18 protein-coding genes are annotated in these 18,905 nt (G+C 72.2%); 8 read left to right on the top strand and 10 right to left on the bottom strand.

Translation table 11 applies throughout. The features are described from left to right. Positions 1–9 precede the first annotated feature (9 nt). A complete protein-coding gene (locus ACWGIF_RS10940; RefSeq protein ID WP_453494265.1) occupies positions 10–1,008 on the bottom strand; it encodes a DUF1996 domain-containing protein in 999 nt (332 codons plus the stop codon). Positions 1,009–1,156: 148 nt separating this feature from the next. Between ACWGIF_RS10940 and ACWGIF_RS10935 the strand changes: the two genes are divergently transcribed. From ACWGIF_RS10935 to ACWGIF_RS10925, 3 genes are all read left to right on the top strand, one after another. Next, positions 1,157–1,918: a DUF1838 family protein gene (locus tag ACWGIF_RS10935; protein WP_453494262.1), complete on the top strand. Its 762-nt coding sequence runs from the start codon at positions 1,157–1,159 to the stop codon at positions 1,916–1,918. Positions 1,919–2,350: 432 nt separating this feature from the next. Continuing rightward, positions 2,351–4,114: a S8 family peptidase gene (locus ACWGIF_RS10930; protein ID WP_453494310.1), complete on the top strand. Its 1,764-nt coding sequence runs from the start codon at positions 2,351–2,353 to the stop codon at positions 4,112–4,114. A gap of 237 nt (positions 4,115–4,351) precedes the next feature. Next, positions 4,352–7,120 carry an AAA family ATPase gene (locus ACWGIF_RS10925; protein ID WP_453494260.1) on the top strand — a complete coding sequence of 923 codons (2,769 nt, stop codon included), beginning with the start codon at positions 4,352–4,354 and terminating at the stop codon, positions 7,118–7,120. Positions 7,121–7,132: 12 nt separating this feature from the next. Here the strand turns inward: ACWGIF_RS10925 and ACWGIF_RS10920 are convergent, their stop codons facing one another. The 3 genes from ACWGIF_RS10920 to ACWGIF_RS10910 form a co-directional block, all read right to left on the bottom strand. Next, a complete protein-coding gene (locus ACWGIF_RS10920; RefSeq protein WP_453494257.1) occupies positions 7,133–8,050 on the bottom strand; it encodes a glycoside hydrolase family 19 protein in 918 nt (305 codons plus the stop codon). Positions 8,051–8,200: 150 nt separating this feature from the next. Further along, positions 8,201–8,611, bottom strand: a complete 411-nt coding sequence (locus ACWGIF_RS10915) for a rodlin (RefSeq protein WP_453494254.1) — start codon at positions 8,609–8,611, stop codon at positions 8,201–8,203. 179 nt (positions 8,612–8,790) lie between these two features. Next, positions 8,791–8,982, bottom strand: coding sequence for a DUF5302 domain-containing protein (locus ACWGIF_RS10910; RefSeq protein ID WP_453494251.1), 192 nt, complete (start codon positions 8,980–8,982; stop codon positions 8,791–8,793). Between the two features lie 207 nt (positions 8,983–9,189). Between ACWGIF_RS10910 and ACWGIF_RS10905 the strand changes: the two genes are divergently transcribed. Together ACWGIF_RS10905 and ACWGIF_RS10900 are read left to right on the top strand one after the other, a co-directional pair. Further along, positions 9,190–10,551: an FAD-dependent oxidoreductase gene (locus ACWGIF_RS10905; RefSeq protein ID WP_453494248.1), complete on the top strand. Its 1,362-nt coding sequence runs from the start codon at positions 9,190–9,192 to the stop codon at positions 10,549–10,551. A gap of 160 nt (positions 10,552–10,711) precedes the next feature. Beyond that, a complete protein-coding gene (locus ACWGIF_RS10900) occupies positions 10,712–11,374 on the top strand; it encodes an NADPH-dependent F420 reductase (RefSeq protein WP_453494245.1) in 663 nt (220 codons plus the stop codon). Between the two features lie 21 nt (positions 11,375–11,395). Here the strand turns inward: ACWGIF_RS10900 and ACWGIF_RS10895 are convergent, their stop codons facing one another. Together ACWGIF_RS10895 and ACWGIF_RS10890 are read right to left on the bottom strand one after the other, a co-directional pair. Continuing rightward, positions 11,396–11,914 (bottom strand): mycothiol transferase, encoded by a 519-nt coding sequence (locus tag ACWGIF_RS10895; RefSeq protein WP_453494242.1) that lies wholly within the window; start codon positions 11,912–11,914, stop codon positions 11,396–11,398. A gap of 102 nt (positions 11,915–12,016) precedes the next feature. After that, positions 12,017–13,585 carry an MFS transporter gene (locus ACWGIF_RS10890; protein ID WP_453494240.1) on the bottom strand — a complete coding sequence of 523 codons (1,569 nt, stop codon included), beginning with the start codon at positions 13,583–13,585 and terminating at the stop codon, positions 12,017–12,019. A 154-nt stretch (positions 13,586–13,739) separates the two neighbouring features. Here ACWGIF_RS10890 and ACWGIF_RS10885 point away from each other — a divergent pair, with 154 nt between their 5' ends. The 3 genes from ACWGIF_RS10885 to ACWGIF_RS10875 are packed head-to-tail and all read left to right on the top strand — an operon-like array spanning position 13,740 to position 15,165. Further along, a complete protein-coding gene (locus ACWGIF_RS10885; RefSeq protein WP_453494238.1) occupies positions 13,740–14,177 on the top strand; it encodes a MarR family winged helix-turn-helix transcriptional regulator in 438 nt (145 codons plus the stop codon). An 11-nt stretch (positions 14,178–14,188) separates the two neighbouring features. Then, the gene (locus ACWGIF_RS10880) at positions 14,189–14,560 is read left to right on the top strand and encodes a DUF4180 domain-containing protein (RefSeq protein WP_453494236.1); all 372 of its coding nucleotides are present in this window, start codon (positions 14,189–14,191) and stop codon (positions 14,558–14,560) included. After that, entirely contained in the window at positions 14,557–15,165 is a 609-nt protein-coding gene (locus tag ACWGIF_RS10875) for a HutD/Ves family protein (RefSeq protein ID WP_453494233.1), read from the top strand. Before ACWGIF_RS10880 ends, ACWGIF_RS10875 begins: the two co-directional genes overlap by 4 nt. Here ACWGIF_RS10875 and ACWGIF_RS10870 read toward each other — a convergent pair. From ACWGIF_RS10870 to ACWGIF_RS10855, 4 genes are all read right to left on the bottom strand, one after another. After that, positions 15,149–15,352, bottom strand: a complete 204-nt coding sequence (locus ACWGIF_RS10870; RefSeq protein WP_453494231.1) for a hypothetical protein — start codon at positions 15,350–15,352, stop codon at positions 15,149–15,151. The genes ACWGIF_RS10875 and ACWGIF_RS10870 overlap by 17 nt on opposite strands. A gap of 144 nt (positions 15,353–15,496) precedes the next feature. Beyond that, positions 15,497–16,843, bottom strand: coding sequence for a protein kinase domain-containing protein (locus ACWGIF_RS10865; RefSeq protein ID WP_453494228.1), 1,347 nt, complete (start codon positions 16,841–16,843; stop codon positions 15,497–15,499). A gap of 79 nt (positions 16,844–16,922) precedes the next feature. Then, positions 16,923–17,045, bottom strand: a complete 123-nt coding sequence (locus tag ACWGIF_RS10860) for a hypothetical protein (RefSeq protein WP_453494225.1) — start codon at positions 17,043–17,045, stop codon at positions 16,923–16,925. A 31-nt stretch (positions 17,046–17,076) separates the two neighbouring features. Then, entirely contained in the window at positions 17,077–18,885 is a 1,809-nt protein-coding gene (locus ACWGIF_RS10855) for a galactose oxidase-like domain-containing protein (RefSeq protein ID WP_453494222.1), read from the bottom strand. Positions 18,886–18,905: the final 20 nt, after the last annotated feature.

The following is an 18,905-nucleotide window of genomic DNA, read 5'->3' as shown; positions in this document are numbered from 1 at the left end:
CTGCGTCACTCAGTTCAGGCAGGAGCGGCCCTCGTTGAGGCACGCGACGACCGCGGCCATCTGGCGCTCGGTCATCGCATTCACGAACATCGCGTGGTCCGTCTTGGGGCTGTGCCGCTGCTCGGGGAAGGAGTCGATCGCCACCGGCGCGCCAGCGGGGACCTCGTAGGCGAGGGAGACGCGCAGTTCGGGCACGGGGAAGGTGGCCGTCGGGCAGACGCCGTTCGCACCGGGGAACAGCAGGTGCGAGCGGTGCCCTGCGCTTGCGGTGTCGAGGCCGTTCCAGCAGCTGGGAAAGATCAGGGTGCGGGTCACGCGGTCGCCCTCGGGGCAGCGCGGGTAGCGGGTGGTGGACCGGTCCGGGACGCTGGAACACCCCCAGCGGGCGCGGACGTCGGCCTCGCCGTCCGCCGTGCGGGCGACGGCGTCACCCGTCATCGCGCGCAGGAAGCGGGGCATCGCCACCACCTTGCTCACCGGACTGCCGCGGAACTCCACGAGCACCGAGCTCTCGGGCAGGATCCGCCCCGCGTTCCCGTGCCCCGCCGCGGCCTCGTGCGGACGCGTGCCCGGCCGGTCCAGGCGTCGCAGGACGGGCCAGTAGTACGTCGACCGGTCGCCGCCCGTACAGCTCGTGGCGGCCGCGTCCAGGGAGTCCTCGGTGGACATCGCGTCCGTGGAGAGGTTCCCCACGTACGCGTGCGTGTGGTGGGCGCCAGAGCGCAGGCCGGGCGACACCACCAGGTTGTCCTCGTTGTAGTGGCCCTGCTCGTTGCGGCCGCACTCCACCACCACCGAGCCGGGCGAGGAGTCCGCCCCCGAGGCGGGGGCGGCAGCCGGGACCGCCGGAACGTCACGTATGTCCACATAGTCGGACGGTGCCGGGCGGCCGGCGGCCGGCCCCGGATGCGGACCGGTCGCGTGCGAGGCCCCGAGCACGGCGGCGCACACGCCTCCGCCCAGGACCAGGCAGATGACGAGAGTCGGCAGTCGGCGTTCTTTCCCCATGGCGGTCACCGTCGCCGGTGGCGTCGGCGCCGTCAACCGGGCATCCGAATGGCGGGCGCCACCCCTGCTCCCACCTGCCGTACCAGCGCCCCGGCTTGGCCGTGCGGCTGCTTGTCCGCCGGTCCGGCCACCGCGCACAGTGGGCCGTATGACCGCACCCGTGACATCCGGCGCGACACCCGCCGAACTCCTGCACGCATTCGCCCGCACCCGCGCCTCGCTCGACGGCGCCGAGGTCACCTTCTGGTGGACCGGCGACGTCCACTCCTGGGCCCCGGGCGAGCCCTACCGGCGCCTCTTCGGCTTCGAAGGGCTCAATGTGGCCCGCCTCGTGGCGGACGAGGAGAGCGGCGGCCACCAGCTCCTCTCCAGGGAAGCCGCGTTCTATCTGGACCCCGGCACCAGGGAGATCATGGAGACCTGGCAGGACAAGCCGGTGATCCACGTCTGGAACGACCCGGCCAACCAGAGATTGCGGCCGTTCCCGATCCCCGTGACGGATCTGGGCGACCAGATCTGCTTCAGCCTGGAGATCCCGCTGGCCTACCCCTCGCCCCTGCCCGTCGAGGAGTACCCGGCCCACTCGGCCGACGACACCTACCGGGCGCTGGAACTCTTCCAGTTCTTCGCGCCCGCGACCGCCCTGACCACCGACGCGGTGAGCGTCCCCTCGACGATGTCCTGGACGCGGATGTCCCCGTGGCTGCCCTGGATGGAACAGGGCGGGCGCCCCGGCGGCCTCACCTTCCACTGCCGCGGCCGCAAACTCGACGCCTTCACTCAGGTCCCCGAGCGGACCCGCGCCTACATCGCGGACCATCACCCCGAATTCGCCCACGCCCCGGAAAAGTGGAGCGAGCCGAACGAAACCAGCTGGACGTACTTCCGCAGGCTCTTCCCCCCGGCGTAGAGGGTGGCCGGCGGTAACGCCGGGGCGCTGTGCGGAAAGGAAACCGCCTGGCCACAGCCCCGCTGAGGGACCCCCGGGGGAGGGGCGGGGGCGGACAAGGGTTTTCCCCGTATCGAGTTCATCCCCGTGTTGCCTACTGTCTGCCCACCGGCGATCTTCCCCGGGCACGACGGCACACACGCCAACCCCACATGGCGTGAGGCCGCCACCGCCCGGGGAAGAGCCGGGACCGCCGTTGTCCAGCCCCACCGTCGAGGCCGGTCAACGTGGCGCGCGGCGGCGGCCGGGGCGAGTTCGACCACCTCGCTCCCGGCCCCGTGGCCGCCGGAACCTCCCACACTGCACCGACCGGCCGTTCCGGCCCGCCCGGAAACGGCCCTCGAAGGGGAACACGTGCACGCTTCCAGACGTCGGCTCATATCCGTGGTGGCCATGTCCGTCACCCTGCTCGCCGGCTCCGCCACCGCCTCGGTGGCCGTGGCCGTCGAGACCCCCGGCGCGGCCCCGGCCGCCACCGTCGCGGCCACCGCGCCGGTGGAGAACCTCATCGTCGGATACAAGTCCTCGGCCACCGAGGCCAGCTCGAACACCGCGGCCGCCGACGACGCCGCCGCCAAGGGCAAGAAGGCCGGCAAGAAGGCGAAGTTCGACCGCCGCCTCGGCACCGGAGCCGCCCTGGTCAACCTCGGCGGGACCGTCGCCCCCGCCGACGCGGCCGACGTGATGGCCCAGTTCCGCGCCGACCCGGACGTCGCCTACGTCGAGCCGGACACCCGCGCCTACGCCCAGGCCGTCACCCCGAACGACACCGAGTACGCCAAGCAGTGGGACCTCTTCGAGCCCCTCGCCGGCATGAACGTCCCCGCCGCCTGGGACAAGACCACCGGCTCCGGCGTCACCGTCGCCGTGATCGACACCGGCTACGTCGCGCACTCGGACCTCGCGGCGAACATCGTCCCGGGCTACGACTTCATCTCCAGCTCCGCCGACGCCCGCGACGGCAACGGGCGCGACGCCAACCCCGCCGACCAGGGCGACTGGAACGCCACCGACGGCGAGTGCGGCGTCGGTTCCAAGGCGAGCAACTCGTCCTGGCACGGCACCCACGTCGCGGGCACCATCGCCGCGGCCACGAACAACACCAAGGGTGTCGCAGGCATCGCGTACGGCGCGAAGATCCAGCCCGTCCGCGTGCTCGGCAAGTGCGGCGGCGCCACCTCGGACATCGTCGACGCCATCACCTGGGCCTCCGGCGGCTCCGTGGCCGGTATCCCGGCCAACGCCACCCCGGCCAAGGTCATCAACATGAGCCTCGGCGGCTCGGGCGCCTGCGGCACCAGCTACCAGAACGCGATCAACGCCGCCGTCGCCCGCGGTACGACCGTCGTCGTCGCCGCCGGCAACAGCAACGCGAACGCGTCCGGCTTCTCGCCGGCCAGCTGCAACAACGTGATCAACGTCGCCGCGAGCAACCGTGCGGGCGACCGCTCGTACTACTCCAACTACGGCACGGTCATCGACGTCGCCGCCCCGGGCGGTGAGACCCGCCGCGCCACCGACACGCCCGGCACCGTCACCACCCCCGAGAACGCCATCCTCTCGACCCTGAACGCGGGCACCACCACCCCCGGCGCCGAGAACTACAAGCCCTACCAGGGCACCAGCATGGCCGCGCCGCACGTCGCGGGCCTCGCCGCCCTGCTGAAGTCGGCGAACACCGCGCTGAGCCCGGCGCAGATCGAGTCGGCGATCAAGACGAACGCCCGCCCGCTGGCCGGCACCTGCACCGGCGGCTGCGGCACCGGTCTCGCCGACGCCGCCGCGACCGTGGCCGCCGTCACCTCGACCCCGCCCACCCAGGCGTTCGAGAACACCGCGGACGTCGCCATCGGTGACAACACCACCGTGGAGAGCCCGATCACCGTCGCCGGTGTCACCGGCAACGCCCCGGCCACCCTCAAGGTGGGCGTGAACATCGTGCACACCTACATCGGCGACCTGAAGGTCGACCTCATCGCGCCCGACGGCACCGTCTACACGGTGCACAACCGGGCCGGCGGCAGCACGGACAACATCAACCAGGTCTACACCGTGAACGCCTCCGCCGAGGGCGCCAACGGCACCTGGAAGCTGCGGGTCAACGACAACGCCGGCGGCGACACCGGCAAGATCGACTCCTGGAACCTCGGCTTCTGAGCCGCATCCGCCCGGCCTGCGATCCCACCCGCCCAAGGCGGCGTGACGGGTCGATAGTACGGACCAAATGAGCCCTCGGACCTGCTGGTACACCGCGTATCGGCAGGTCCGACGGGTTTTCCCGGTACCTGACTGATTTCTGCGTCACAATCGGCGCCCGCCCGCCACCCGACCTCGTATTGTCGCCTCTCACAGGAAGGGCACAGGAGCTGGGGACCGAGAGGCTGGTGGCTGTGCGTGGTGGCGGCGACGGGGCACGCTGACACAAGTGTCGGGCACGGTGAACTGATCAAGGCGGTCGACCGCGCGCTGACCACGCACGGCCGGGCGCTCCTGACCGGACCCGCCGGCGCGGGCAAGACCGAGGTCGTCCGCGCCGTCGCGGCGGCGGCCGAAGCCCGCCGCGAGACCGTGCTCCGCCTCGCCCCCGAAGCCGCCGACCAGTGGATACCCGAGGCCTCGGCCGCCGCCCTCCTCGCCTCCGTCCCCTGCGCCGGACTGGAACAGCTCTCGGGCCCCCAGCGCACCGCCATCGCCCTCCTGCGGCGGGAGACCGACGCCCCCCGGGCCGGCCGCGACCACGTCGCGCTGCGCCTCGCCGTCGTCGAGGTGCTCCGCACGCTCGCCGCCCGCCACCCCGTCCTGCTCGTCCTCGACAACGCCCAGTGGCTCGATGCCGAGAGCACCGACCTGCTCCGCTTCGCGCTGCGCCTCACCCCGCCCGGCGTCCGGGTGCTCGTCGCCGAATGCGTCCAGGGCGGAGCCCCGGTGGGCGAACTCCTCTGCGGCCCCGGCGTCCCCGCGGTACGGGTGCCTCCGCTCGGCGCCGACGAAGTCGCCGAACTCCTCGTGTGCCACGGCCTGCCGGCCCGGCTCGCCGGCCGCATCCACCAGGCAAGCGGCGGCAACCCGCGCCTCGCCCTCGCCCTGGGCCACTCCCTCGCCGAAGCGGCCGAGGCCCGCGACTGCAGCGCGCATCACGCCGACCCCCTGCCCGTCTCCGGGCAGGCCCGCGAGGTGGCCCGCAGGCTCCTCGCCGGGGCCCCCGCCCAGTCCCGCCGCACCCTGCTGCTCGCCGCCCTCGCCGCCCGCCCCACCACCTCCGTACTGCGCCGGGCCGGCCGCCCCGACGCCGAGGCCGAGCTGGCCGAGGCGGAACGGGCCGGGCTGGTCCGGGTGGGGGAGGACGGCGGCGTGGAGTTCACCGCCGGCGCCCTGCCCACCGCGCTCGCCGCCGACGCGGGCTGGCCCGAACGCGCCGCCGGGCACGCCGCGCTGGCCGACGCCGTCGACGACCCCGTCCAGGCCGTACGCCACCGCGCGCTGGCCGTGGACACCCCCGACCAGTGGCTCGCCGCGGAGATCACCGAGGCCGCCGCGGTCTGCCGCCGCCGGGGCCAGCGGGCGCTCGCCGCCGAACTGGGCCTGCTCGCCGCCGAACGGACGCCGTCCTGGCTGGCCGGTGAGGAACTGGCCCGCCTCGTCACGGCCGCCGAGGACGCCGGCTGGGCCGGCCGCGCCGACCTCGCGCGGCGCGCGACCCGGGCCGTCCTGGCGCGCGACGCCTCGCCCGCCGACCGGGTACGGGCCCGGCTCGCCGTGATCGACGCCGCCGGGCAGGCCCTCGGAGCCCTCGACGAGACTTTCGCGTACGCCATGGACGATGCAGCCGGGGACCCTTCGCTCCAGGCCGCCGTCCAGCTGCGGGTCGCCTGGAAGCACAACCTCAGCGACGGCGACCCGGTCCGCTCGCGTGACGCCGCCGCGGCGGCCGGCGCCCTCGCCGCCCTCGGCGGCGACCAGACCGCCGAGGCCATGGCCCTCACCGTGCGGGCCCGCATGGGGCGCATCCTCGGCGACGCGGGCGCCGAGGAGATCCTGGCCGAGGCACTGGCCCTGCCCGCCCCCGAGGTGCCGCTCGGCATGCGCAACGCACCGCAGTACCTCGCCGTCCGGCACGCCCTCTTCGACGACCGCCTCGCCGACGCCCGCCACCAGCTGATGGTCCTTTTGCCGGCCGTCCAGCGCACCGGTTCCGCCGAGGACGTCTTCGAGGTGCTGCGCAGCCTCACCGAGGTGGAACTGCGCAGCGGCCGGTGCGACGCCGCCTCCGCCCACGCCCGCCGGGCCCTGGAGCTGACGATCGAGGCGGGCCTCTCGCCCGGCCCCGCCTGGTACGTCGCCGCGATGGCCGAGGCGATGGGCGGCAGCTTCGCACGCGCCGCCGGCTACGCCCGGCGCGGCATCCAGGCCTCGCAGGAGGAGCAGGACCAGGTCTTCCTCTCCCGCAGCCTGCACGCGCTCGGCCTGGTCGAACTGGCCACCGGCGAGGCGGCGAAGGCGGTCGCCACCCTGCGCCGTGTCGCCGAACTGGAGGCCGCCCAGCAGGTGGTGGACCCCTCGATCCTGCGCTGGCACGGGGAGCTCGCCGAGGCCCTGATCGCCGCGGACGCGCCGGGCGAAGCCGCCGGACTGATCGACTCCGTCCGTACGGTCGCCCTCGGGCTCGGCCGCACCGGGGTCGTCGCCGCCCTCGACCGGGCCCGCGGCCTGTGTCTGTCCGCACAGGGCGACGCGGACGCGGCCGTCCGGCTGCTGGAGGCCACGGCGCAGCGCTTCGACGACCTGCTGCTGCCGCTGGAGCGGGGCCGTACGCTGCTCGCCCTGGCCCGGGTGGAGCGCCGCCGACGCCGGCGCGCGCCGGCCCGGGCGGCGCTCGGGGCCGCGGCGGAGGTGTTCGAACGGGCCGGGGCCGTCCCCTGGACGGAACTCGCCAGGGAACCGGCTCCCGGTGAGGCGGGCGGGGGGCAGGTGTCGGCGGCCGCGGCCCTCACCGAGGCCGAGACCCGTCTCGCGCTGCTGGTCAGCGAGGGTGCCAGCAACCAGGAGGCCGCCGCGAAGCTGTTCCTCAGCGTCAAGACGGTGGAGGCGCGGCTGACCCGTATCTACCAGAAGCTCGACGTACGCTCCCGGGCCCAGCTGGCCACCGCGCTGCGCACCGGCTGACCGCCCGGCGGATCAGCAGCCGAGGTTGTTCCCGGGGGTCACCCCCAGCAGCTGCGTGAAGCTCTGGTACTTCGAGATCCGGCTCTGGACCTGGGCGGGGTTGCCGCCGTTGCACTCCAGGGAGCCGTTGATGGAGCGGATGGTCTCGCCGAAGCCCGCGCCGTTCACCATGGCGGCGTGGGCGGTCATCGTGCCCGGGCCGTTCTGCGTGTTCCAGTACCAGAGCGCCGTCTTCATGGCGACGGCCGGATCCTGCTCCACGAGGTACGGGTTGGCGAGGAGGTTGATGCCCAGCGCGTCACCGGCCGCCTTGTAGTTGAAGTTCCAACTGAGCTGGATGGGCCCGCGGCCGTAGTACGCGGCCTGCCCCGCCGGGCAGCCGTACGGCTGGCTCGCGTCGCAGTAGTGGGGGTAGTTGGCGGTGTTCTGCTCCACGATGTGCACCAGCCCGCCCGTCTCGTGCGAGACGTTCGCGAGGAAGGCCGCAGCCTCCCGGCGCTTCACGGTGTCGTCGCCGGTGTTGGCGAATCCGGGATAGGCGGACAGCGCCGCGACCAGGCCCTTGTAGGTGTAGAAGGGGTTGCGGTTCGGGAACATCTGGTTGAACTGGGCCTCGGAGACCACGAATCCGGAGGGGGTGCCGGGATCCGGATCCGGGTTCTGGCCCCCGCCGCAGGCGCCCTGGTCCGACCAGACGCCCCATTGGCCTGTGGTGCCGGGTGTCTCGCCCTGCGTCCACCACTTCGCCAGCCAGTTGCGTCCGCCGTACGAGGCGCTCATGCCGTTCGTGTAGACGGCGGAGGATGCCCAGGCGCCGACGCAGGGGGCCGCGGCGGAGGCGGGGGAGGAGGGGAGGGCGATGGCGAGGCCGGCCGTGACGGCCGCGGCGGCGGCCAGTGAGAGGGCACGGCGGCGAAGCGCACGTATCACGTAACTACTCCTTCAGTGGGGGGAGTTGCCGTGAGGGCGGCAACTGCGCCCCACTGAATCGAAAATGGTCTGAACCTGTCAAGGTCTAGACCAAATGAAAAAGCGCCGGTGTCACGCATGACGCGTCACACCGGCGCGGAATCGGGTCGCTCAGCTGCCGACGGAGCCGTTGCCGGAGAGGACCGGGATGTTGCTGAGGATGTGCGAGGCCGACTCGTCACCCTTGGCCTGGGTGGAGTTCTCGGCGCACTGCTGGTTCTGCGGGTTGGACAGGACGTTGATGTCCTGGACGCCGACGTTGATGGCGGCGAGGATCGACTGGGCGTTGACCTTGGCCGGCAGGCCGACGCAGAGCTTGTTCAGGGAGCCCTGGATCGCGCCGAGCTGCGGGCTCATCTTGCCCTGCGTCTCCTGGTTGCCGTAGATCTGCGCGGCGTGGTTGCCGTTCACGGTGTTGACGCCGTCGTCGTTGCCGATGGCCATCGCCGGGGAGGCGATCGCGGCACCCGCGCCGAGCACGGAGGCGGTGGCGGCGGCGGTGGCCATGAACTTCTTGAACATGTGGGAGATCCTTCTTTGCACTGTCGCAGGAGATGGCGGCCCTCGGCGGGGCGCGCTGATCAACTGCCGACGGTGCCCGGGGTTATCCCCACTCACCCGGTCGGCCCAATGTCGGCCGCGGGCGGAGCGGCCCGGTCCCGCCGCCGCGACGGCGAGACTGAGCTCCTCGTACCCGAGGGTCAGCCGGTCTTGCGGCGGACCTTCTTGTTCTTGCCGCCGGGGCCGCTGCTGGAGCCCTGGACCTTCGCGCGGCTCTGGTGGGCCTGCTGGGACTGGGCGTTCGCGGCGTTGCGCTCCAGCGCCTCCCGGAACTTGCGCTTGGCGGCATCGGCCGGGGATTCGTCCTGCGGGATGTCTGTTTCGTCAGCCATTTGTCCTCCTGGGGTGATCAAGCCGTTTCAGTCTGTCAGCTGACGTGCCTGCTGACCAGCGAGTTCCCTCATCCTCCAAGGGTGGCTTGGGGAGGTCATAAGGTTTGATTATGGGGTCATAAAGCGACACCGGGTGCTGGGTTAGGCTTACCTTCGTTTAGGGTTCCCCTTGATCCACCTTGCCGTCGCTCGAAGGGAACCCCTGCCATGCCTCGCCCTCTGCGGGTAGCAATCGTCGGAGCCGGCCCCGCCGGCATCTACGCCGCCGACGCGCTGCTGAAGTCCGAGGCCGCCGTCGAGCCCGGTGTGTCCATCGACCTCTTCGAGAAGATGCCGGCGCCCTTCGGTCTGATCCGGTACGGCGTCGCTCCCGACCACCCGCGCATCAAGGGCATCATCACGGCCCTGCACCAGGTGCTCGACAAGCCGCAGGTACGCCTCTTCGGCAACGTCGACTACCCGAACGACATCAGCCTCGACGAGCTGCAGTCCTTCTACGACGCCGTGATCTTCTCCACCGGCGCCACGGCAGACCGCGCGCTCACCATCCCGGGCGTCGAGCTCGACGGGTCCCACGGCGCCGCAGACTTCGTGTCCTGGTACGACGGCCACCCGGACGTTCCGCGCACCTGGCCGCTGGAGGCCGAGAAGGTCGCCGTGCTCGGCGTCGGCAACGTCGCCCTCGACGTCGCGCGCATCCTCGCGAAGACGGCCGACGAGCTGCTGCCGACCGAGATCCCGGCGAACGTCTACGACGGGCTCAAGGCCAACAAGGCGCTCGAGGTGCACGTCTTCGGCCGTCGGGGTCCGGCCCAGGCCAAGTTCAGCCCCATGGAGCTGCGGGAGCTGGACCACTCGCCGAACATCGAGGTCATCGTCAACCCCGAGGACATCGACTACGACGAGGGCTCCATAGCGACCCGGCGCGCCAACAAGCAGGCCGACATGGTCGCCAAGACCCTCGAGAACTGGGCGATCCGGGACATCGGCGAGCGGCCGCACAAGCTGTTCCTGCACTTCTTCGAGTCGCCCTCCGAGATCCTCGGCGAGGACGGCAAGGTCGTCGGACTGCGGACCGAGCGCACCGAACTGGACGGCACCGGCAACGTCAAGGGCACCGGCCGGTTCACCGACTGGGACGTCCAGTCCGTCTACCGGGCCGTGGGCTACCTCTCCGACGAGCTGCCCAAGCTGCCCTGGGACGTCGAGTCCGGCACGGTCCCGGACGAGGGCGGCCGCGTGATCGAAGCCGGTGGCCACCTGCAGTCGACGTACGTCACCGGGTGGATCCGGCGCGGTCCGGTCGGCCTGATCGGCCACACCAAGGGCGACGCGAACGAGACCGTCGCGAACCTGCTCGCCGACCACGCGGAGGGCCGCCTGAGCGCGCCGTCCTCGCCGGCACCCGAGGCCGTCGAGGCCTTCCTCGCCGAGCGCAGCGTCCGCTACACGACGTGGGAGGGCTGGCACCGCCTCGACGCGGCCGAGAAGGCCCTCGGCGAGCCCCAGGGCCGCGAGCGCGTGAAGATCGTCGAGCGCGAGGACATGCTCGAGGCGAGCGGAGCGTAGCGAGAGGGGGGCCGGGATCCGCACGGGGTCCCGGCCCCGCCGCGTGCACCGGGAATCGCCCCGGTCCCGCGTACGGGGGGCGCCCCGGTGCGGAATGCGGTGCCGCGGACGGGAGTTGGTACGAGCGCGAGACCTCATCCCGGATGCACTGGAGAAGCTCATGAAGATCGGCATCATCGGCGCGGGCAACATCGGCGGCAACCTCACCCGTCGGCTCACGGCCCTTGGGCACGACGTCTCCGTGGCGAATTCACGCGGCCCCGAGACTCTGACCGCCCTCGCCGAGGAGACCGGCGCCACCCCCGTCATCGTGTCCGAAGCGGCACGCGGTGCCGAGGTCGTGGTCGTCACCGTCCCCTTCAAGAACGTGCCCGACCTGCCCGCCGGCCTCTTCGACGAGGCAGCCGAGGGTTTCACGGTCATCGACACCGGCAACTACTACCCGCAGCAGCGCGACGGCCGGATCGCGGGGGTCGAGGACGACGGCCTGACCGAGAGCCGCTGGACCGAGCGGCAGCTCGGACACCCCGTGATCAAGGCCTTCAACGGCACCTACGCCCAGGACATCCTGGACCGGCACCGCCCGGCGGGCGCGCCGGACCGGATCGCGCTGCCCGTCGCGGGCGACGACCCCGCGGGGAAGAAGGTCGTCCGCGCCCTCATCGAGGAGCTCGGCTTCGACACCGTCGACGCCGGAGGCCTCGACGACTCCTGGCGCCAGCAGCCGGACACCCCCGTCTACGGCCTGCGGGAGGGCGTGGCCGGAGTCACCAAGGCGCTCGCCGAGGCCTCCCCCGTCCGCAAGGAGGCCTTCCGGGGCTGACCGGCCGCACCGGGCGGCCCCTCAGGCGTCCGGCCCCCGCTCCAGCACGCCCCGTACGAAGGCGGCCTGACCGGCGTGCTGCAGGTCGTCGGCCAGCACGCTGACCAGGCGTACCCCGAGGGTGACCGGCGGATCCCAGCGTTCGTCGACCACCCGGTCCAGGTCGCCGACGGCGAGTCCCCGGACGAAGCGCACGGTCTGCTCGTGCACCGCGTCGTAGTACCCCAGCAGCTGCTCGCCCGAGTCGACCCGGACGGTGCCGGCCTGCCGCGCCGAGTGACCGTACCCGGTCGACCCGGCGGGCAGGCGCAGGGCGAACCGGTGTGCCCAGCCCCCGGCCCGCCACACCTGCTCCAGATCGGCGGCGTCCGCGATGTGGTCGTCCTGGATCCGGGTCAGGTGCCAGACCAGCCAGGTGATCGAGTTCGCCCCCGGGTCGATGCGCGCATTGAGCCGCTCAGCCGGGACCCCGTCCACGACCTCGTGCACGATCTCCCGGATGCGTCCGAACCCGTCGGTGATGACGTCCGTAGCCTTCATGCACCCACCATGCAAGGCCCGGCGGCCCGCCCGCCGCGAGCGACACGCGGTGGGCAGGCCGCCGGGGCGGTGGTGGGAGGCGGTGGTGGGGCGGGAGGGTGGTCAGCGCGTGGCTTCGGCCGGCGCGCTCACCGCGTCCTGCCCTGTGGCCGCGCCCTCTCCCACGGCTGCGGGCCGCCCGGTCTCCGACCCGGTGGCCTGCCCGCCCGCCGCGGACTGTCCGGAGGCCGCCGCCACGGTGCCGTGCCGGCCCCGCAAGCCGATCCAGCTGATCACCGCGACCAGGGCGAAGGCCACCGCCCCGATCCCGAAGGTGAGGGTGAACCCGGACTCGGCGGGCAGCGGCGGGACCCCGGTCGGCAGGTGCTCGATGGTGCGGGAGGCCAGGATGGTGGTCACGACGGCGCTGCCGATCGCGCTGCCGGTCGAGCGGGAGATCGAGTTGATGCCGTTGGCGATGCCGCTCTGGTGGTGCGGGACACTGGACATGATCACGGCCGGCATGGCGGCGTAGCCGAAGCTGACGGCCGCGCCGACGACGAGTCCGGCGCCGATCACCGAGACGCTGTGCTGGTGGTCCAGGACGAGCCAGGCGAAGCCGGCCGCGCCGAGCGCGGCGGCCAGGCCCAGTGCGGCGCGCGGACCGCGGTGACGGACGATCTGGCCTCCCACCGGGGAGGCGAGCAGCGAGACGATCGCGCCGGGCAGCAGGAACTGCACGGAGGCCCGCAGGATCGACGCGTCGAAGCCGTAGCCGGTGAGCGCCTGGGGCATCTGGACGAGGTACGAGACGCCCAGGAAGTTCGCGAACATCCCGAAGCCGACGAGGACGCCGGCCAGGTTGGCCATGAGCACCGGCCGGTGGACGAACATCCGCATGTCGACCAGCGGCTCGCGGACCCTGCGCTCGACGAGCACCCAGACGGCGGTCATGACGGCCGCGCCGGCGAAGGAGCCCAGCGTACGGCCGGTGGCCCAGCCCCACTCGTGGCCCTGGGAGATCGCCAGCAGGAGCAGCAGCAGGGCGATGCCGAGGGTCAGAGCGCCCAGGAAGTCGGTGCGGCCGCCCGTCTTGTGCCGGGTGGCGGGGACCAGCACGACGACCGCGAGGAGGGCGAGGGCCGCGAAGCCGGTCGCCATCCAGAAGGCGTTGCGGTAGTCCGCGTCCGGCCCGGAGGTGAGCAGTCCGGTCGCGACGAGCGCGAGGCCGCTGCCGAACGCGAGCGTGCCGCTGACCAGCGCCATGGCGCCCGGCAGCTTCTGCGGCCGGACCTCTTCGCGCAGGACCGACAGGGCCAGCGGGAAGATCGCCGTGGCGGCTCCCTGCAGCACCCGGCCCAGGATCAGCAGCGGCAGTGACGAGGCCAGCGCGGCGATGACGGAGCCGACGACCATGACACCGAGCACGGCCACCAGGGTGGGCTTCTTGCCGTGCTGGTCGCCGAACCGTCCCAGGAGCGGGGTGAAGACGGCCGCCGACAGCAGGGTCGCGGTGGTCACCCAGCTCACGTTCGCGGTCGAGGTGCCGAGGTCGTCGCGGATCAGGCCGAGGATCGGGACCGGCAGGGTCTGCATCATCGACACGACCATGGCGGCGAGGCTCAGGGCGAAGACGACGACCGTCTCGTTCCGGTGCCCGGAGGCCGGGGCGGCGGGGGAGGGGGTGCTCATGGCTGAGGGGGACCTTCTTCGTGTTTCGGAGCTGAAGTGCTTCGGAACGCAGATGTTCGACGTCATCAAGTAACCCGATCGACGGTAAACGTCGATGGTTAAGGTGGTCAAGTAAACAATTGATAATGTCAAACATCCTGGGTACGCTCGAGGTATGAGCGACACCGCCACGCACGCCCCCACCAAGCTCCAGCTGCTGGAGCTGCTCGCCGCCATCGGCACCGCCCAATGGCGCGAGTTCGCGGCCGCCGCCGCGCAGTACGGCCTCACCTCCACCCAGGCCCGCGTTCTCGCCCAGCTCGACGGCCCCGTACCCATGCGCGGCCTCGCCACCCTGCTGGTGTGCGACGCCTCGAACGTGACCGGCATCGTCGACCGCCTGGAGGCCCGGGAGCTGGTGCGCCGGGAGCCGGACCCCGCCGACCGCCGCGTCAAGAACGTCGTGGCCACGGACGCGGGCCGCGAGATCATCCGCCGGGTGCGGGAGGAGATGCAGGCGGTGCACGGCGCGCTGGACACCCTCGACGAGGCGGAGAGCGCGACGCTCTACGCGCTGCTGGGCCGCCTGCGCCCCTCGATGGAGAAGCAGTAGCCTCGACCCGCATGAGCACCCTGCAGACGATCAATGACGTAACCGTCCTGATGTGCGATGCCGAGGGCGAGGCCATCGCGAGTGAACGCGACGCCCTGGACTGCATAGGCGATGCCTCCTACCAGGGCGCCGAGTGGGTCGTCATCCCCGTCGAGCGCTTGGACGAGACGTTCTTCCGGCTGAGTACCCGCGTCGCCGGGGAGATCATCCAGAAGTTCGTCCAGTACCGGGTGGGCGTCGTCGTCCTCGGTGACATCTCCCGTCACACGGAGGCCAGTTCGGCGCTCCGGGACTTCGTCCGCGAATGTAATCGGGGGCGCCAGACGTGGTTCCTCGCCGATGTCGAGGAGCTGCGCGCGCGGCTGACCGGGGCGGAGGTGTGAGCGGCGGCGGGGTCCGGATCCTGCGGGCGGGCGACCGTACCGCCACCGTCTGGAAGAACGGCGGGGGAGTCACCCGGGAGATCGCGGCCTGGCCCGAGGGCGCCGGCATGGACGACTTCGGCTGGCGCGTGAGCCTGGCCGAGGTCGCCGCGGACGGGCCCTTCTCGGCCTTCCCCGGGATCGGGCGCACCCTGACCCTGGCCGAGGGCGCGGGCATGGACCTCACGGTGGGGGGCGTACGCCGCCTCGTGGACGAGCGGTTCGCGCCGCAGGACTTCCCCGGGGACGAGCCCACCGACTGCCGGCTCCTCTCCGGGCCCGTCGTGAACTTCAACGTGATGTACCGCAGGGGCGCCGTGGAGGCGCGGACCGCTGTCGTACGGGGCCGGGCGGCCGCCGCGGTGCGGCCGGGCGAGACCCTGCTGGTGGTCGCCCTGGAAGGACCGGCGGTCCTCGAACGTCCCGGCGACGCCGGCTCCCCCGAGGACCTGGCCCCGTACGACGCGGCCCTGGTGACGGGACCGCTCGACTGCCTCGTACGCACGACCGGACGCGCGGCGCTCGCCCGGTTCGCACAACCTCGGCGGTCTACCGGTCCTTGGTAGCGTTCTCCGCCGTCTGCACGGCCTGGTCGGCGATGGTGAGGGCTTCCTGATCGTGGCCTGCGGCCTTCGCCGCCTGGGCCTGGCTGAGGGAGACGCGGAGCAGTCCGAGGGTGTGCTCAGGCAGACGGTCCGCCGCCAGGATGTCTTCGAGCTTCCGGATGGTGCTCGTCGCAAGGTCCTCGGACATGGAGTGCTTCTCCTCTGTTGTGGAGCAAGGACAAGTGTTCACGTGGTGTGGCGCAAGGACGAACGACGGTGCCACGTCATGACGGCCTGGACAAGGCGCCGTGCTGCACGACCACTCTCAGGCGTGACGCAAGCGATTGCTCGGTCACCGTGCCCTGTCGTTCTTGCCCTTCGCCTTTTCGGGGTCGCCCTTGATCTTCGCCGGTCGCGGTGCATGCGCCGGGCGGTCACCGCCCGCTTGCCGGGAGTACGGGTGGCCAGCGGTTGTGGACATCGGGAGTTCCGCGGTGGACGGTGCGGCAACCGGGAGCTCCGGGGTTCCGGACGTGGACGGCGTGGCAAGCGGCGGCGCGGGCGGCGTTCGTTGGGGGCCGGCCGCCTCGGCCTCCTTCGAGGCCGGCGGCTGATGGCGGAGGGTCGAGGAGGGGCGTGTGTTCTCGTCTGCCGGGACGCCAACGACCAGGAGCGCGCAAGCGCCGGCGACGCTTGCCGCCGCGAGGCCCATGACGGCCGCACGTCGCCGGGCCGGAGCCCTCCTCTCCGTCGGTGCGGGCGGTCGCACGGGTTCAGCGGCAGGGCGGACCGCGCCGAGGGGCGGCAACGGGGAGCGGTGCGTGGTCTCCGTGCGCGCGTGCGCCGCAGTCAGTGTGGCGCGGGCTCCTCGCGCGTACCCGATGTCTTGCAGGCGCAGATGGACGCCGGCGGCGTCGGGGCGCGCCTGGGGATCCTGGTCGGTCATCGCTTTCAACAGGCGACCGAGGTCGTCTGGCAGTCCGTTGGGGACCCGGGGCGGATGCAGGAGGTGGGCGGTGCCGACCTGCACAGGGGTCCCCTGGTACTCGCGGTGACCGGTGAGGGCTTCGAGAAGGGTCACTCCCAGGGCGTGTACATCGCTGGCCGTACTCGCGCCTTGACCGAGGAACTGCTCGGGAGCCATATAGGCGGGAGTGCCGACCAGCGCTTCGGGTGTGCTGTGGGACCGCTCGTGCACCGTTCTGGCCAGCCCGAAGTCGGCCAGGTACGGGAAACCATCCTCGCGCAGCAGGACGTTGGAGGGTTTCACGTCGTGGTGGACGATGCCGTGGGCGTGGACGTGGTCGAGGGCCGACGAGATCTCGGCGCCGAGCCGCGCCACCTGGACGGGGCTGAGGGGGCCGGCGTCTATGCGCGTGCGCAAGGTGACGCCGTTGATGAACTCGGTGACGATGTACGCACCCTGTCCATGACGGCCGACGTCGTAGACGGCGACGAGGGCACGGTGGGAGAGGCGGGCCAGGGTACGTGCTTCGTCGCAGAAACGGTCGGCGGTGACCGTGTCCGTGCCGGGGCGGAACACTTTGACGGCCACCTCACGCCCCAGCGCCTGGTCGATGCCGCGGAAGACGTCCGCCGTACCGCCGGAAGCTACGGGGGCTTGGAGCAGGTAGCGACCACCGAGCAGGGCGTCGCGCTCGAGCGATGCTTCGTACGTGCGGACGGGCCGGGCCGGCATGCGGGTCCTCCTCCACTCGCGGGCAGTGTCGCGCGCCTACCCGTGAGGGGTCCTCCTACGCACCGGTGTCCACGACCACCTACACGGCGCCGGGGGCCGCCACGATCGTGTCCTGTCCCGCGCGGAACACCTCGGCACGCTCCATGCCCCATTCCCTCGACACCACGGCAGGTCGGGCTTGGCCGGGCAGCGTCGTGGACATCCTCCACGCTGCAGGATCCGAAGGACACGCCTCAGCGCGGGCGGACGCCCAGCTTCACCCACTTCGCCGTGCTGGGCACGCCCTTCGCGTTGAGCAGGAAGAGCATGTAGTACCCGGGCGGGGCGTCGGCCGCGCTCGGCGGGGTCCGCAGCCCGATCGCGGAGCCCTGGGTACCGGTGAGCCGGAGGTCCAGGTGGCGCTGGCTGGTGTTCACCGAGTGGGTGACGGTCGTCGGCGCCAGCAGCACGGCGCGCGTCACGTCGTTCGGGGTCGAGCTGGTGACCTGGAAGACGGTGTCGTGGCCGAGTTCGCCCGCCGGCGCCCGGTCGAGTGCCGGGCGGGCGCCCCGGTGCAGGTAGGCGGGCTCGTACAGCTCGATGCTGCCGTCCATACCGTCCTTGATGTCGGGGTCGTTGGCGATCTGCTGGAGCTCGTCGCCGGTGACCATCATGCGGCCGTCCGGAAGGATCAGGGCGTTGGAGTGGTAGCCGCGGGGCAGTCGCTGGGCCGGCCCCAGCCTCCAGCGGCCGCGCGCGTCGCGCAGTTCGATCTGCCGGTACTTCAGGTCCGCCTGGGGATTGAACGGTCCGCTGCCGTAGTCCCGGGTGTCCAGAGCGCCGTTCACGGTGAGCAGCGTGCCGTCCGGCAGGATCAGCGTGCCGTCCTGGGTACGGCCGAAGGCCCTCGGCTCCTCGATGCTCCAGCGGCCGCCGGACAGCCGGTACGTGTGAGGGTCGCGCGGGTCGCCGCCGAGCACCAGGACGGAGTCCGGGCCCCGGAAGCCGGCCGGCAGCGGCACGGCCGAACCGTAGCCCCGGAAGTCGGCGGGCCGTCGGGGCAGACCGGTGCGCACGTCCTTGACCGGGTCGAACAGCCACTGCTGGTCGGCGTCGCGGCCGAGGCCGTAGATCATGCCGTCCCGCAGCGAGAAGAGGTGCGGATAGTCGTTACGGAAGGGGGCGTCCGACAGGAGCCGCTCCGAGGCGACGCTCACCGGGATGTCGAACGGCCGCCAGGGGACGGGGCGTCCGAGGGCGGGGAAGCGCTCCACGACCGGAGTGGGTGTGCCCGTCCCGCGCTCGGACTGGCCGGACATGATGATCTGCCGGCCGTCCGCTCCGGTCACGACCGAGGGGTACCAGCGGCCCACGGACATGTCGCGGTTGCGGAACCACTTCTCCGTCCAGGGGTCGAACACGAGGGACAGCTTGGCGCCGCTGCCGCCCTTTCCGCCGACGTTGCCGCCGAAGACCCCGACCATCCCGTTGGGGAGGTAGGAGTGACCGGCGCAGAAGAAGGGCGCCGGGCGCGGGGCGTAGGTGCCGTCGGGCATCAGTACCACCGGCGGCGGCACGTTCGTGAACGCACGGGCTCCGGTGCCCTTGGCCGGGTCCCACAGGTAGGCGCGGCCCGCGTTCGTGCGGCCGACCGTGTTCGTGGGCCCGGTCTCCTTGGTGGGATCGGCCTCCACGCGTTCGAAGGAGAAGAGCAGCACCTTGCCCGTCGGCAGCTGGGCCACGTGGACCCCGAAGTCGGGTGAGGGGAAGAACTGGGTGAACCGGCCGAACCGCGCCGCGTCGAAACCCGCGTTGGTCCTGCGCTGGGACTCCTGCAGCGAGGTGAGGCTCGCCGTGCGCTTCACCTGCGGGTAGCCCTGGGTGCCCTCGGCCGCCCGGCGCAGCTTGGCGTGCGCGCGGGCGTGGTCCTCGCCGAGCACGGCGGCCTCGTCGCCGGTGTGGTGGGCTACGGCGAAGGCCGGCTCGGGGCCGGCCACCGCGACGGCCAGGGTGGTGGCGAGTGCCAGCGCCGACAGGACGGCGGACCGTGGTGCGCGGGACATCGGACTCCTCACCGCAGGGG

This window comes from Streptomyces sp. NPDC054849, from assembly GCF_053610945.1.
The sequence above is the reverse complement of the archived record's forward strand: the minus strand, read 5'-3'. Positions and strand labels throughout refer to the sequence as shown.

What these genes read in the sequence shown, in the direction of transcription:
- ACWGIF_RS10940 (WP_453494265.1), bottom strand. Translation starts at nt 1,008, where the DNA reads ATGGGGAAAGAACGCCGACTGCCGACTCTCGTCATCTGCCTGGTCCTG.
- ACWGIF_RS10935 (WP_453494262.1), top strand. Translation starts at nt 1,157, where the DNA reads ATGACCGCACCCGTGACATCCGGCGCGACACCCGCCGAACTCCTGCAC.
- ACWGIF_RS10930 (WP_453494310.1), top strand. Translation starts at nt 2,351, where the DNA reads ATGTCCGTCACCCTGCTCGCCGGCTCCGCCACCGCCTCGGTGGCCGTG.
- ACWGIF_RS10915 (WP_453494254.1), bottom strand. Translation starts at nt 8,611, where the DNA reads ATGTTCAAGAAGTTCATGGCCACCGCCGCCGCCACCGCCTCCGTGCTC.
- ACWGIF_RS10910 (WP_453494251.1), bottom strand. Translation starts at nt 8,982, where the DNA reads ATGGCTGACGAAACAGACATCCCGCAGGACGAATCCCCGGCCGATGCC.
- ACWGIF_RS10905 (WP_453494248.1), top strand. Translation starts at nt 9,190, where the DNA reads ATGCCTCGCCCTCTGCGGGTAGCAATCGTCGGAGCCGGCCCCGCCGGC.
- ACWGIF_RS10900 (WP_453494245.1), top strand. Translation starts at nt 10,712, where the DNA reads ATGAAGATCGGCATCATCGGCGCGGGCAACATCGGCGGCAACCTCACC.
- ACWGIF_RS10895 (WP_453494242.1), bottom strand. Translation starts at nt 11,914, where the DNA reads ATGAAGGCTACGGACGTCATCACCGACGGGTTCGGACGCATCCGGGAG.
- ACWGIF_RS10890 (WP_453494240.1), bottom strand. Translation starts at nt 13,585, where the DNA reads ATGAGCACCCCCTCCCCCGCCGCCCCGGCCTCCGGGCACCGGAACGAG.
- ACWGIF_RS10885 (WP_453494238.1), top strand. Translation starts at nt 13,740, where the DNA reads ATGAGCGACACCGCCACGCACGCCCCCACCAAGCTCCAGCTGCTGGAG.
- ACWGIF_RS10880 (WP_453494236.1), top strand. Translation starts at nt 14,189, where the DNA reads ATGAGCACCCTGCAGACGATCAATGACGTAACCGTCCTGATGTGCGAT.
- ACWGIF_RS10870 (WP_453494231.1), bottom strand. Translation starts at nt 15,352, where the DNA reads ATGTCCGAGGACCTTGCGACGAGCACCATCCGGAAGCTCGAAGACATC.
- ACWGIF_RS10865 (WP_453494228.1), bottom strand. Translation starts at nt 16,843, where the DNA reads ATGCCGGCCCGGCCCGTCCGCACGTACGAAGCATCGCTCGAGCGCGAC.
- ACWGIF_RS10860 (WP_453494225.1), bottom strand. Translation starts at nt 17,045, where the DNA reads ATGTCCACGACGCTGCCCGGCCAAGCCCGACCTGCCGTGGTGTCGAGG.
- ACWGIF_RS10855 (WP_453494222.1), bottom strand. Translation starts at nt 18,885, where the DNA reads ATGTCCCGCGCACCACGGTCCGCCGTCCTGTCGGCGCTGGCACTCGCC.